This is a genomic window from Psychroflexus tropicus DSM 15496, from assembly GCF_000378765.1.
In the GTDB taxonomy this organism is placed as follows: domain Bacteria; phylum Bacteroidota; class Bacteroidia; order Flavobacteriales; family Flavobacteriaceae; genus Psychroflexus; species Psychroflexus tropicus.
This window is the reverse complement of sequence record NZ_KB905343.1, coordinates 559,127-572,438: the sequence shown is the minus strand read 5'-3', so window position 1 is coordinate 572,438 and position 13,312 is coordinate 559,127. Positions and strand designations below refer to the sequence as shown.

Sequence of the window (13,312 nt, the reverse complement as noted above, 5' to 3'; positions counted from 1 at the left end):
AAATTTTCTCGAATAACTTTCATATACTACAAAAATAAATCAAAAAATATCTTAAAAGTAAAATTTCATGTTTAATTTATTCCTACATTTGGGTAAACAAACTTAAACATTTTAATGCTATGAGAACTTTTATGTACTTATTGGCCGACGTTTCAAAGCTCGCAAATGACGACTACGTTGGTTTTACTTTTTTTGTAGGTAGTATGGCCATGATGGCAGCATCTGCCTTTTTCTTTTTATCATTAAGTCAATTTGATAAAAAGTGGAGAACATCAGTTTTAGTATCAGGTTTAATTACCTTTATTGCAGCAGTTCACTACTTCTACATGAGAGATTACTGGGATGCATTCGGAGAATCGCCTACCTTCTTTAGATATGTAGACTGGGTCTTAACCGTTCCTCTAATGTGTGTTGAATTCTTCCTCATCTTAAGAGTAGCTGGTGCAAAAGTTGGTCTAATGTGGAAATTAATTTTCTGGTCTGTTGTGATGCTTGTGACAGGTTACTTTGGAGAAGCTGTTCAACCTGAGTATTCTTGGCAGTGGGGTCTTGCTTCTGGTATTGCTTATTTCGTAATCGTATACATGATATGGTTCGGTGAAGCGAAAAAATTGGCAGAGTCTGCTGGTGGTCAAGTCCTTAAAGCACATAACATCTTATGTTGGTTCGTTCTTGTAGGATGGGCTATCTATCCAATAGGTTATATTTTAGGTACTCCAGGTGGATTATTTGGATTTGACTTCGGAGTTGATGCCTCTTTCATGGATGTTGTATACAACATTGGTGATGCCATTAACAAAATTGGATTTGGTTTAGTAATTTATTCTTTAGCTGTAAAATCTTCTGAGTAATATTAAATCTATAATATTCACAAAGCCGAATCATAAAGATTCGGCTTTTTTATTTGTAGAAATTCAATTTTATAGTTGCCATTAGTAATTTAGAATAGGTAATACTGATGCTTTAGACTGAGTGATTTATGAATATAAAATCTGATTAATATGCTTCTTTAACCAATCTTATTGAGCGACTCGTAAAAATTGGAGCGGTTTGATAAAAACCGACAATGAATTCGAATTAAATATTATCTAATTATTTTAGTTCATGAAAAGCTATACTATATAAACTGTCAACGACAGTAGTTACTCTTTCTCCTCGACTTAATGAAATGAAAAGTATCCTAAAAGTCTTCTAACAATTCAATTTCATCCTATTTAAAAATCTTCAAAACAGTTGAAATAATTACAAAAGGGCGTAAATATCAAGATCAACTTTTAGGATAATATAAAATCAATAAACTATGCATTTTTTTTAGCACTTTTAATCAAAGTTGCTTTTTTAGATTGTTTTGAAGTATTTGGCAATTCTAATGGCTATATAAGCTTATATTATAGTAGAAATTATACTACAAGCCCATTAACGACAGGACTTCAATAATGCAAAAATTTAATTAAAATCAGCACTAAAAAAAAAGTATTAGCAATATAGGTTAATATGGAATCAATGTTTGAAAATAGTTTTGCAAAAAATTTCAAACATGAGAATTTATTCATTCATTTTAATACTGTTTCTGGGAGTATTTAGCAGTGCTAATGTGTTTGCTCAGTCTTTAGAATCCGATTGTGAATGTGATGTAACTATCACCAGTAAAAATCAAAATTTTCCTTATAATAACTTCGATGAATCCAGAGATAAAGTTGTTTGTTTTAAAGGAAAATTTACCTACAAATTAAATTGGAATCAATTAGGCGATAACATTCAGCTTTGCGTAGGTGAAGAAGTGAAATTTGAGTCGAGGGGTCTAAATTTTGAAGGATCTAAAACGATTTATAATTACGGTGTATTTGACTATGGTCAGTCCTTACTTATCGACGAAGATTCTGAAGTCTTTAATTATGGAACTCTAGAATCCAAATTTAGTTTTCAGGGTGGGTCATTACATAATTTAAATACTGCTGAACTATTCATTAATAATTACAGTGACTTTAGATCAGGCTATCTTTTCAACGATAGTTCATCTAGATTAGAATTAAATCAATCTGGTTATACAACTATTAGCTCAGCGATGACGTTTGAATCTTTGGGTGAGGCAAATTTTAGAGGAGATCTTGACAATAGAGGTGTATTAATTCTTGCTGGCGAGGCTAGTTTTGACAAAAAATTGATCAACAACAACTCATCAGTACTGTCTGGCTCACTTAGTTTTAAAAAAGGATATGTAAGTAATAACTCAGAGGCCTTTACAGAAGTGAATGCAAGCCTTGTTGTTGATGGTGACGTCAATTTTTGGGGAGGCTCCCTTGAAGCCAATGCAGGTCTTGAATTTCAGGGAAAAACTACAATGAATGCTGGTAGTTCCATAACTTTTTTTGGTCTCGCAAAATTTAAAGACCTTACTCTACGAGGAGAGTTAATAACAGATTTTAGCTGTAACAGTTTGGAGATAGATAAAGCATCAGGATACGGAGGAACCATTTCAGCGAAAAACTCCAGCTCAATTTATGTGAAAAAACTAAAGGATCTTCCAAATAGTTGGAATTTAATTGGAGAAATTACAGAGACCAGGTGCGGTAATAACAATGAGATTGTTGTCTGGTTAGGGACTGTATCATCTGATGCCTCAAATGATAAGAATTGGTCAAGTAAGGTCAAAAACAAGAGTAGTATCCTGATTCCAAAAACCCCAAATCAACCGATAATTGATAAAAAATTTAGAGTATTTGATATTTTAATTAAAGAGGGTGCAAAACTTACTAACCGAGAAGTAATAGAATTGAAGGGAGAATTGAAAGTTGAAGGTGAATTAAGCTCAAAAAAAGGGAGTATTTCCTTTAAGGGTTCTCAAGCACAATCCATTTCTTTAACCAAAACCACCCCTGTAGAGTCACTAATTTTAGATAATTCTAAAGGAGTAAGTCTAAATGAAGGGGCAATATATATTTATGATGAGATCAAACTCATCAAAGGCGACCTTATTACTCACCATGATGGAAGTTTAAGTGATGATAGATTAATCACTTTTAAATCAGACTCTACACATACAGCAATACTTTCAGAAGTGGAAAATGGAAGAATTATTGGTAACGTAAGAGTTGAACAATTTTTATCAAAATCAAACAGAGCCTTTAGATACTTGAGTTCCTCTGTTAATTCCAAATCAAGTATTCTAGACAATTGGCAAGAAGGAGTCAATAATACATCCAATAACTTCAATAACAACAAAAACCCTAATCCAGGTTACGGAACTCACATTACAGGTAATAAACAAGGTAATGGTGGATTTGACGCGACACCTACTGGAAATCCATCTTTATTTTCTTGGAATATTAATACTAACAGTTGGAATGCAATACCAAATACCAATCAAACCAATTTGGAAGCTGGTAAAGGATATAGCTTACTTGTAAGAGGTGATCGAAGTACGAATATATATTCTAATAATTCGGCTTATACAGGATCTACGACCTTAAGAACCATTGGAGAATTGAAAATTGGTGATGTTGATGTTTCAGATCAGCTTAATAAAGCTCCAAATGGTTTTACTTTGATAGGGAACCCCTACCAAGCCCAGGTTGATATGAAAAAAGCCCTTAAAGAAAGTTCAGCTCACCTAAAACAAAACTTTTATTATGCCTGGTCTCCTTCTTTACAAACCAGAGGTGGCTATGTAACTGTAGATCTTGATGCTGATCCTGTTGAATATATTCCTGCCATGCAAGGAAACAGTCCAAACCATACGGAAAACTTTAGATACATACAGCCAAACCAATCTGTGTTCATAGAAACTGCGAATTCTGCAAGTGAACAGAACCGTCCTCAGTTGGTATTTAAAGAACAACATAAAATAAATAGGACTAAGCTCAATAAATCTGCATCAAATGTTGATGAATTAGGAAAGGTTGATGTAACGCTTATTAAAAATGAAAATAATCAAGTTGTAGATGGCATTCGATTTAAATTTAGTGACCATTATTCAAATGATGTAAATCAAAATGACGCTACCAAGGTTTGGAATAATGAAGAATCTTTCAGTATTGTTTCCAATCCGGAACATTATCTCGCAATTGAGAAAAGAAAATACCCGGAAATAGAAGAAACTCTTAAGTTTTGGATTGGTAATTATACCTCACAGGATTACACGATGTCTATCAACTTAAAAAATACACAAGCCTATGATGTATTTTTTATAGATAACTATACAGGTCAAATTCATAAACTTGATGCTAATGAAAACAGAATTTCGTTTTCTGTGAATCAAGCTATTTCAGAATCAAAAGCCTCCAATAGGTTTGAAATAATGTTCGAGCCGGTAACATTAGCCACAGAAGATAATCAATTAAAGTATAACATTCAGTTGTATCCTAACCCTTCAACAGCAGGTACAACATACCTTACGCATGATGATAGTTTAGCACAAAATCTTGATGTAGAAGTCTACAGTTTAACTGGTCGACTAATGGAGGTTCCTATAGATAGAATTTCCACTACAGAGGTAAAATTAAATACAGCAAGTCTTAGGTCTGGTGTTTATTTAGTCAAATTGAATCATAACGCACAAATGTCAACTCAGAAGTTAGTGATCAATTAAATATCAATGCTCCTCCAAAAGCTTTCTTATATTGGAAATTCTTATGGCTGAATGCGAAGCATGATGCACTACTTCTCCATCTTTTATAATAATTAATTGTGGGGATTGATGAAGAACCTGAAATCGTCTGGCAATTTCATTAGACACATCACGATGGGCTAATAGATCTAAGTAAAGCATTTCGATATGGTCATTATTAAAGTCAATTTCGTTTTGAAATTGATGCCAAACCATATGACTGATGCCACAAGTTACAGAGTGCTTGAAAATCGCCACAAATTTTTCTTTAGAGAGTTCTTCGACAGCATCCAATTGAGATGTATTTTCTAATTTCTTCCAGGTCACGGCAAACTGAGCTGAATCATTTTCATCTAAAGAAGGTTGAGTATTAAACAACTTGCTAAATAATCCCATAGTTTAATTTTTAATTCCAAAATTGGTAGTCAAAGTTATCAATCCAAACTTAAGCCTAAAAGCAAACAGATACTTATATTCGCGATGTGAAAACATCTAGTCTTAGAATGAGCGAAATTGCAGAAAAGAGAATTATTTCCAATCAAGAAATAAAAGATTTAAATAAAAAATATAAATCATTAAGTTTAATTGATCGCATAAAAACTCTTTATGAGGATTTCGACCAAGCAGAAATCATGGTGACAAGCTCATTTGCTGCGACATCTGCTTTTTTGCTCAAGCTTTTTTCTGAAGTGAATACCGACCAAATTATCTATTTTATAGATACAGGTTATCACTTTGATGAAACTCTGAGTTATAAGCAGCAGCTTACAGAAACCTACAACTTGAATGTGAAATCCGTGAGTGCATTAACACACGAACACGAGTTTACTTCTAAAGATAAAACCTGGACCAAGAATCCAGATTTCTGTTGCTCTATCAACAAAGTTAAACCTCTAGAGGTTATTAAAAACAAGTATACCGTTTGGGTCTCAGGGTTGATGGAATGGCAAAGTGATCATAGAAGCTCATTAGACATATTTGAACAACGTGGTGAGATTTTAAAGTTTTACCCTCTTTTGGATGTCACTAAACAGGAAAGAGATGATTTTATAAAAAAACATAAGCTCCCTTTCCATCCTTTAGTAAGTCAAGGATATCATTCCATTGGATGTAAGCATTGCACAGTTCCTGGTGATGACAGAAGTGGAAGATGGAACAACAACCCTAAAACTGAATGTGGTCTTCACCTATAAAAAAAGCCCCTTAAAGGAGCTTTTTTATTGAGAAGTTATGTTTAGAGCAACGTTGAAGGGCAAACATAATCTGTTTTTAGAATAGCTTCGTTTTCTAAAATACCATCAAAACCTCCTATCACATCAACCACATTATCTATTCCTCTTTGTTTTAAAATTGAAGCCGCTATCATACTTCTGTAGCCTCCTTGACAATGGATTACAAACTTCTCTTTTGGAAATTCTGCGAGATGTTTATTAATTTCATTTAGAGGTGTGTTTTCAGCGCCTTTAAGATGCTGAGACTGGTATTCACTTTTCTTTCTCACATCAAACACCTTTACTGAATTGGTTTTCAGCTCTTTTTCGAGTTCGTTCACAGTCATCCTATTAATGCTGTCTATTTCTTTACCTTCCTCGATCCAGGCCTTCATTCCACCATTTAAATACCCTATGGCGTGATCGTAACCGACTCTAGCTAATCGTATAATGCTTTCCTCCTCTTTTCCAGGGTCTGTCACCAATAATATTTGTTGTTTGATATCTGGTATAAGCTCACCTACCCATTGAGCAAAATTATTATCCAATCCAATGTTTATACTGTTAGGAATAAATGCCTTGTGAAAATCTTTGGCTTCTCTCGTATCTAGAACCAAAGCCATAGTTTCATTAGCAGCAGCTTCAAAGGCATCGGGATTTAAAGGTTGTTCTCCACGTTCTATAATATCGTCTATACTTTCATAGCCTTGAATATTCATCAATACATTTTTTGGGAAATAGCCCGGAGGAGGCGCAAGACCATCTAGTAGTTCCTTGATGAACTCTTCCTTGGTCATATCCGGCCTTAAAGCATAATTAGTTTGCTTTTGATTACCAAGTGTATCGGTTGTTTCTTTACTCATCATCTTGCCACAGGCACTGCCAGCTCCATGATTAGGATACACAATTAAATCATCTGCTAAAGGCATAATTTTGTTGCGTAATGAATCGTAAAGGTGAGCTGCTAGTTTTTCTTCAGTAAGGTCGGCTATGACGTGCTGTGCTAAATCTGGTCGACCAACATCACCTATAAATAGCGTATCACCGGTAATGATCCCGTGATGTTTACCTTTTTCATCAACTAACAGGTAAGTTGTAGATTCCATAGTATGACCTGGAGTATGGATGGCTATGATGGTATACTCTCCAACTTCAAATTCTTGATTATCTTTTGCTATAACGGCCTCAAAACTAGGTTTTGCTGTAGGACCATAGACAATCTGAGCACCTGTCTTTTTTGCTAAGTCTAGGTGACCACTCACAAAATCGGCATGAAAATGCGTTTCAAAGACATATTTAATTTTAGCATCATCTTCTGTTGCTTTGTCTATGTAGGGCTGTACTTCTCTTAGTGGGTCAAAAATCGCAGCTTCTCCATTGCTCTCTATATAATAAGCAGCGTGGGCAATACATCCTGTATAAATTTGTTCAACTTTCATAACTCTTAATTTTAAATTATGAAGCTAAAATAGAAGTATTGCAGAATGCTATAAGAAACAAAAGTTACAAAACAAGCTCAATATGAGACAGATATGACAAATATCAGTTTTTGTATTCTAATCTAGTATCGTTTTTCTGAACTGACTGGGAGTCATCCCTTCCTGTTTTTTGAATTGTGTGTTGAAATAACTCGAACTGTTAAATCCGCAGGCATACGCGATTTCTGAAAGTTTAGAAGTTGACGTTCTTATCATTTTCTTAGCCTGCTTCAACCGTTCACTATTGAGATATTCCATAGGTGTTTCCCCTAATGTATTTTTAAAGGTTTTATAAAAATGAGATGAACTCATACAGGCGATGTCAGCAAGATCATCAACGCTGATGTCATTTCTATAATGCTCGCGGATATATTTCAGCACCAAAGCTATTCGATTATTATCAAACAGACATTTAGTTTCATCGATCAATGCAGCTCTGGCGTTGGTCTGAAGAAGCCGTAGGATCAATTCCTTTATCATGACATCCAAAAGCGCATCTTTGGACTTGTGTCCACTTGTAAAAGTTCTTAAAAGCTTATCGACAAGTTGTTGAATGTCTAAATTATTATTGAGGTGTAATGGAGACAGGTTAAGCTGATTACTCAAAGCGAATTGCTCATCTAAACCCGTTGCATTTTGATAAACTTCGATGGTTTCTTCTATTTTTTGAGAATCTATACCTAAGGCCATGCATTGGGTTGGTGAGTCCAACGTAGCTTCAGGAAAATCTATAATCATTTTCTTTTTGGACGGAAGTACGACAGATTCTCCAGGAAGAAAATCAAAGGTGGCCTTATCTTCAAGGTGCATGACTTTTCGACCTGATATCATGCTTGCAATGATAGGAATATCAAACTCCAGATACACTCGTTCGGCTTTTTGATGAGTCTCATAAATATTCATCTCAGCAAATTCAGCAGAATAGATGGTTCTATTTTCTACAAGGGTTTCTATTCGCCTTAAGTTCCTGTGATGTTGTAAGCTTATAGGTTCTGTCATTCTTAAATAAATAGGATAATGATAATTAAAAATAGAATTATTATATATTAATCAATAGTTATCCTTTAATTTTAACTAATTCTAATTTTTAAATATAGTATATTATGAATCACTCAAAGCCGAAATTCAAAGAAAAGTATGGAAATTACATCAATGGAGAGTTCGTGGAACCCCTTGGAGGACAATATTTTGAAAATACTTCGCCAACCAACAATCAGTTAATCGCCAAATATCCAAGATCACAAAAGGAAGATGTTGACAAGGCAATTGAGGCAGCTAATGCCGCTAAAGAATCCTGGGGCAGTACTTCAGCGGCCCATAGAGCATCAATACTTCAAAAAATAGCCGATGTTATTGAAGAAAATTTAAATGAATTTGCTGCAATTGACACTTACGACAATGGTAAAGCCATAAGGGAAACTGTAAACGCAGATATTCCTCTGGCGATAGATCATTTTAGATATTTTGCATCAGCAATTAGAGCTGAAGAAGGCAGTGCAACAGAACTAAATGAAAATACTTTATCATTAATTATCAATGAGCCACTAGGTGTGGTTGCTCAAATTATACCATGGAATTTCCCCATGCTAATGCTTACCTGGAAGGTCGCCCCTGCCCTAGCCTCTGGAAATTGCATTGTTCTAAAACCAGCAGAACAAACTCCCAGTTCTGCCACTTTTTTAATGGAAAAAATTGGTCATTTATTACCGCCTGGAGTCTTAAATGTTATTCATGGCTTTGGCCCAGAAGCAGGAAAACCTTTAGCATCCAGCTCAAGAGTAAATAAAGTTGCCTTTACAGGTGAAACCACTACAGGACAGCTGATCATGCAGTATGCCTCCAAAAATTTAAATCCCGTAACCATGGAACTTGGTGGTAAATCGCCTAATATATTCTTTAACTCGGTGATGGATCATGATGATGAATTCTTAGACAAATGTATCGAAGGCGCTGTACTCTTCGCTTTCAATCAGGGAGAAGTATGTACCTGCCCTTCGAGGCTTTTAGTTCAGGAGGACATCTATGACAAGTTCATGGAAAGGGTCATTAAACGAACTAAAGCCATTACTCAAGGAGATCCTTTTGATATGAATACACAGGTAGGCGCCCAAGCCTCCAATGATCAATATGAGAAAATCTTATCTTACATGCACATTGGTAAAGAGGAAGGAGCTAAAGTTCTCTGTGGTGGGGAAGCTTTTAAAGCTAGTGGAGAATATGCTGAAGGATTTTACGTACAACCTACTATTCTAGAAGGCCATAATAAAATGAGGGTCTTTCAGGAAGAAATTTTTGGACCTGTGCTGGCAGTCTGTAAGTTTAAAGATGAAGCCGAAGCTTTAGAAATTGCAAACGACACTCTTTATGGTCTTGGTGCTGGCGTTTGGACCAGAGATGCCCATCAGATGTATCAAATTCCAAGAGCCATAAAAGCTGGCCGAGTTTGGGTAAATTGCTATCATGATTATCCAGCACACGCCCCCTTTGGTGGCTATAAAAAATCTGGATTTGGACGTGAGAATCATTTAATGATGCTCAATCACTATCGTCAATCTAAAAATATGCTGATTTCTTATGATAAGAATAAGTTAGGATTCTTTTAAAATTATGCAAGTATTATAAACTCAGACACCTTTAAAATCATGAGCTTTGAAACTTCAGCACTAGTTCAAATTTAAAGGTGTCTTTTTTAAATAAATCTTTTAAATGAAATACACACGTGTAGACATAACCGAAAAAGCAGAAAAAGTTTTAAACGAATTGAAATCTAAACATGGGGAAGTCATCTTTCACCAAAGCGGTGGGTGTTGTGATGGTTCTTCTCCCATGCTACTACCAAAAGAAGATTTTTATCTGGATGATTCTGACGTCTTATTGGGGGAAGTTGGAGGAGTAAACTTTTATATGAATGAAGCTCAGTTTGAATACTGGAAACACACCCACCTAACAGTAGATATTACTGAAGGAAGAGGATCAAGTTTTTCGTTAGAGATTCCTGAAGGCTATCGGTTTATCATTCAATCCAGATTACTCAGCAAAGAAGAGGAAGCTCATTTTACAATATAGCGTTCATATTGTTCTATTTTGATATTTGGATTTTTAGTCTTTATATAATCAACAAATGTAGTATTGGTTTTAGGGGATATATATAATTCCTTCTCTAGTCCGTATTCAATCAAAAGTCCATGTCTTGCTAATCCTACTTTTTTACTGCCAGACCATGCAGTTTTATCCACAATAATTTTCTTGATGGTTTTTAATGAAATTTTACCATAAATTGGTCCACTTCTGTAAACCAGGTATTCATCTGAAATATAATAGCTGGTATCTATATAGATCCAGATAATAAACATCCAGATTACACCTACTATAGAATCGAATACAAGAACATAACTCTCTGAAAATTCTCTAAAGAGAAAACTCTCTGCAATCAAAATAAAAAGCAGAAGAGATATTGCGGCAAATATTAGCTTAAATGTAATATCTCTTCTTGTGGTAAATTTCATAGAATTATCTTATAAAAACGGGTTCATCATCACTTTTGGTGTGTTCTTCAGAATAATGGTAGTTATCGTAATCAAAACCTTTCAAACCCTCTAAGGTTTCAATATCTTTATCCAACAAATACCTCACCATGGAACCTCTTGCTTTTTTGGCGTAAAAACTGATGATTTTCAATTTTCCATTTTTAAAATCTTTAAATACTGGCGAAATAATTTTAGCGTCTAGTTTTTCTTGGTCAACAGCTTTAAAATACTCCTGACTAGCTAAATTGATAAGCATTTCATCATTTTCTAATTCTGAATTGAGCTGATGAGTGATTTTCTCTTTCCATAACTCATATAGATCATCATTGGATTCAATCGGTAACTTTGTTCCCATTTCTAGCCTGTATGGCTGAATTAAATCTAAAGGTCTTAAAAGGCCATACATACCTGATAAAATCCTCAAGGATTTCTGTAGCTTATCAATTTTATCAGTTGGAATACTATAAGCATCGATACCGGAATACACATCACCATCAAACATATAAATGGCAGGCCTTGAATTTTTTATGGTATGCTGCTCTTCAAAATCTTGGTAGCGTCCATAATTTAGATCAGCAAGCTTATCGCTTATACTCATCAATTCAGCGATTTCGTCTTTGGTAAACCGGGCTAATTTTCTATTGATTTGAGCAGCTAAGTCTTCAAAAATAGGTTTCGTATTTTTATCAGTTGGTAATTTATCCTCTTGATTTAAGGATTTAGCTGGGGAAACTATAAATTTCATTTTTTGTTTAAAAATAAATGAATTTCAGAACCTAAGGTATCGGCTTAACTAATTATTTAAGATAGTACTATTAGAAAGACTTATTTTAAATATTGCCTTTACTATTTTTTGCATAATTCTCCCAACGCTCAATACACTGTGTCATATCCTCTGGAATTTTGGAGTCAAACTCCATCCATTCATTTGTAGTTGGATGTTCAAATGCCAAGGTTTTGGCGTGTAGAGCTTGGCGTGGAAGTACTTTAAAACAATTATCTACAAATTGCTTATACTTGGTAAATGTCGTTCCTTTAAGGATTTTATCGCCGCCATAGCGCTCATCATTAAATAGAGTGTGACCGATATGTTTGAGATGAACTCGGATTTGGTGAGTCCTACCGGTTTCCAGCTGACACGAGATTAAAGTGACGTACCCTAGACGCTCTAAAACCTTATAGTGAGTTACAGCTGGCTTACCCTGATCTGCTTCATCACCAGAATACACGATGTTTTGCAATCTGTTTTTGGGATTTCTGCCTATGTTTCCTTCGATAGTGCCTTCATCCTCATTCACATTCCCCCATACTAAAGCTACGTATTCCCTCTTACTTGTTTTATGAAAGAACTGATTTGTTAAGTGTGCCATCGCCGTTTCAGTTTTAGCAATCACTAACAGTCCACTGGTATCTTTATCAATCCTATGAACCAGACCAGGTCTGTCACTGCTATTATTTGGCAAACTGTCGAAATGAAAAATGAGTGCGTTTATAAGCGTCCCCGAATAATTACCATGCCCTGGATGAACGACCATTCCTGCGGGCTTATTTACTACCAATAAAGTATCATCTTCATACACTATATCCAAAGGAATATCTTCTGGCGTGAGTAGATTCTCATAAGGAGGATATTCTAAAAGCACCTTGACTTCATCTCCGGCCTTCACCTTATAGTTTTGTTTTACTGCAACTCCATTTACATAAATGTTACCGTCTTTTGCAGCTTGCTGAACTTTATTACGTGTAGCATTTTCAATAAAATTCATTAAAAATTTATCCACGCGTAAAGGTTCCTGACCTTTGGTGGCAGTAAAACTATGATGCTCATATAAGTCATCGTTTGCATCTAGATTATCTTGTGCTTGCATGCTTGTATTTTGTTTGTATGTCGTGGCGCTCTAAATACTAAAGGCTTCCACTGCCGTCTCCAACGACTAAATCTATGGTGCTAGTTTTTGGTAGAAAATCTCCAGCCTCAATGGTTTCACCTTTGTGTCGCAATTCTAAAATCGCTCCTTTTGCGATATCTGGTTTCCTTATGATATCTCCGATTTTGAACCCTAAGGCGATTAATGTGGGTTCAACCTGCCGCCTGGTCTTCCTGATGAGGCCTTGTGGAATCTCTACATCAATGTAACCTGAAGGGTTCAGCGTTAGGTAAATCTTTCGATTCTCCTTTACTTGTTTGCCAGGCTTTGGTACTTGATCCAATACGGAGTACGGAGGAAAGTCAGGATTGTAATTAGCTGAATCTAATACTTCACGTCTTAAATTCATTTCTTCTAATTTTTTATCTACGATATCCAATTCAAATTTAGACAAATCGGGTACAGTAATCGTTTCATTATGATTGGTTGCAACTTCTAAATATTTAAGAGCCCCAAATACAAGAGCGACAACAATAATTATCGCCAATATGAGCTGTAATAAAAAAACTTTGCTAAATATAAACTTGAAGAATTTCATAAGTAAAAATTATTGCAAATATAG

12 protein-coding genes are annotated in these 13,312 nt (G+C 35.1%); 5 read left to right on the top strand and 7 right to left on the bottom strand.

From position 1 onward, the window contains the following. The first annotated feature begins 119 nt into the window (after window positions 1–119). A complete protein-coding gene (locus F598_RS0107480) occupies window positions 120–851 on the top strand; it encodes a bacteriorhodopsin-like (RefSeq protein ID WP_026302583.1) in 732 nt (243 codons plus the stop codon). Window positions 852–1,537: 686 nt separating this feature from the next. Continuing rightward, complete coding sequence (locus F598_RS0107475) at window positions 1,538–4,588, top strand: T9SS type A sorting domain-containing protein (RefSeq protein ID WP_019038415.1); 3,051 nt, start codon at window positions 1,538–1,540, stop codon at window positions 4,586–4,588. Between the two features lie 3 nt (window positions 4,589–4,591). Here F598_RS0107475 and ytxJ read toward each other — a convergent pair whose 3' ends face one another. Continuing rightward, entirely contained in the window at window positions 4,592–5,002 is a 411-nt protein-coding gene (gene ytxJ / locus F598_RS0107470; RefSeq protein WP_019038414.1) for a bacillithiol system redox-active protein YtxJ, read from the bottom strand. 107 nt (window positions 5,003–5,109) lie between these two features. Between ytxJ and F598_RS0107465 the strand changes: the two genes are divergently transcribed. Next, window positions 5,110–5,799, top strand: coding sequence for a phosphoadenylyl-sulfate reductase (locus tag F598_RS0107465; protein ID WP_019038413.1), 690 nt, complete (start codon window positions 5,110–5,112; stop codon window positions 5,797–5,799). A 41-nt stretch (window positions 5,800–5,840) separates the two neighbouring features. Here F598_RS0107465 and F598_RS0107460 read toward each other — a convergent pair whose 3' ends face one another. Further along, the gene (locus tag F598_RS0107460; RefSeq protein ID WP_019038412.1) at window positions 5,841–7,256 is read right to left on the bottom strand and encodes an MBL fold metallo-hydrolase; all 1,416 of its coding nucleotides are present in this window, start codon (window positions 7,254–7,256) and stop codon (window positions 5,841–5,843) included. Between the two features lie 117 nt (window positions 7,257–7,373). Then, complete coding sequence (locus tag F598_RS0107455; RefSeq protein ID WP_019038411.1) at window positions 7,374–8,294, bottom strand: AraC family transcriptional regulator; 921 nt, start codon at window positions 8,292–8,294, stop codon at window positions 7,374–7,376. Between the two features lie 104 nt (window positions 8,295–8,398). Here F598_RS0107455 and F598_RS0107450 point away from each other — a divergent pair, with 104 nt between their 5' ends. Both F598_RS0107450 and F598_RS0107445 read left to right on the top strand, forming a co-directional pair. After that, on the top strand, window positions 8,399–9,898 hold the full coding sequence (locus F598_RS0107450; protein ID WP_019038410.1) for an aldehyde dehydrogenase family protein: 1,500 nt from the start codon (window positions 8,399–8,401) through the stop codon (window positions 9,896–9,898). 103 nt (window positions 9,899–10,001) lie between these two features. Beyond that, window positions 10,002–10,361 carry a DUF779 domain-containing protein gene (locus F598_RS0107445; RefSeq protein ID WP_019038409.1) on the top strand — a complete coding sequence of 120 codons (360 nt, stop codon included), beginning with the start codon at window positions 10,002–10,004 and terminating at the stop codon, window positions 10,359–10,361. On the opposite strand, the gene F598_RS0107440 is transcribed toward F598_RS0107445, so the two are convergent. The 4 genes from F598_RS0107440 to F598_RS0107425 form a co-directional block, all read right to left on the bottom strand. Continuing rightward, on the bottom strand, window positions 10,346–10,801 hold the full coding sequence (locus F598_RS0107440) for a PH domain-containing protein (RefSeq protein WP_019038408.1): 456 nt from the start codon (window positions 10,799–10,801) through the stop codon (window positions 10,346–10,348). The two genes, F598_RS0107445 and F598_RS0107440, sit on opposite strands and share 16 nt — an antisense overlap. Window positions 10,802–10,805: 4 nt before the next feature. Further along, on the bottom strand, window positions 10,806–11,567 hold the full coding sequence (gene yaaA, locus F598_RS0107435) for a peroxide stress protein YaaA (protein ID WP_019038407.1): 762 nt from the start codon (window positions 11,565–11,567) through the stop codon (window positions 10,806–10,808). 85 nt (window positions 11,568–11,652) lie between these two features. Then, window positions 11,653–12,690, bottom strand: a complete 1,038-nt coding sequence (locus F598_RS0107430) for an RluA family pseudouridine synthase (RefSeq protein ID WP_019038406.1) — start codon at window positions 12,688–12,690, stop codon at window positions 11,653–11,655. Between the two features lie 37 nt (window positions 12,691–12,727). Further along, the gene (locus F598_RS0107425) at window positions 12,728–13,288 is read right to left on the bottom strand and encodes a PASTA domain-containing protein (protein ID WP_019038405.1); all 561 of its coding nucleotides are present in this window, start codon (window positions 13,286–13,288) and stop codon (window positions 12,728–12,730) included. Window positions 13,289–13,312: the final 24 nt, after the last annotated feature.

Bases quoted from the DNA above. Each gene is read 5' to 3' on its own strand.
- F598_RS0107430 (WP_019038406.1), bottom strand. From the start codon at position 12,690: ATGCAAGCACAAGATAATCTAGATGCAAACGATGACTTATATGAGCAT.
- F598_RS0107465 (WP_019038413.1), top strand. From the start codon at position 5,110: ATGAGCGAAATTGCAGAAAAGAGAATTATTTCCAATCAAGAAATAAAA.
- F598_RS0107440 (WP_019038408.1), bottom strand. From the start codon at position 10,801: ATGAAATTTACCACAAGAAGAGATATTACATTTAAGCTAATATTTGCC.
- F598_RS0107460 (WP_019038412.1), bottom strand. From the start codon at position 7,256: ATGAAAGTTGAACAAATTTATACAGGATGTATTGCCCACGCTGCTTAT.
- ytxJ (WP_019038414.1), bottom strand. From the start codon at position 5,002: ATGGGATTATTTAGCAAGTTGTTTAATACTCAACCTTCTTTAGATGAA.
- F598_RS0107445 (WP_019038409.1), top strand. From the start codon at position 10,002: ATGAAATACACACGTGTAGACATAACCGAAAAAGCAGAAAAAGTTTTA.
- F598_RS0107455 (WP_019038411.1), bottom strand. From the start codon at position 8,294: ATGACAGAACCTATAAGCTTACAACATCACAGGAACTTAAGGCGAATA.
- F598_RS0107425 (WP_019038405.1), bottom strand. From the start codon at position 13,288: ATGAAATTCTTCAAGTTTATATTTAGCAAAGTTTTTTTATTACAGCTC.
- F598_RS0107450 (WP_019038410.1), top strand. From the start codon at position 8,399: ATGAATCACTCAAAGCCGAAATTCAAAGAAAAGTATGGAAATTACATC.
- F598_RS0107480 (WP_026302583.1), top strand. From the start codon at position 120: ATGAGAACTTTTATGTACTTATTGGCCGACGTTTCAAAGCTCGCAAAT.
- F598_RS0107475 (WP_019038415.1), top strand. From the start codon at position 1,538: ATGAGAATTTATTCATTCATTTTAATACTGTTTCTGGGAGTATTTAGC.
- yaaA (WP_019038407.1), bottom strand. From the start codon at position 11,567: ATGAAATTTATAGTTTCCCCAGCTAAATCCTTAAATCAAGAGGATAAA.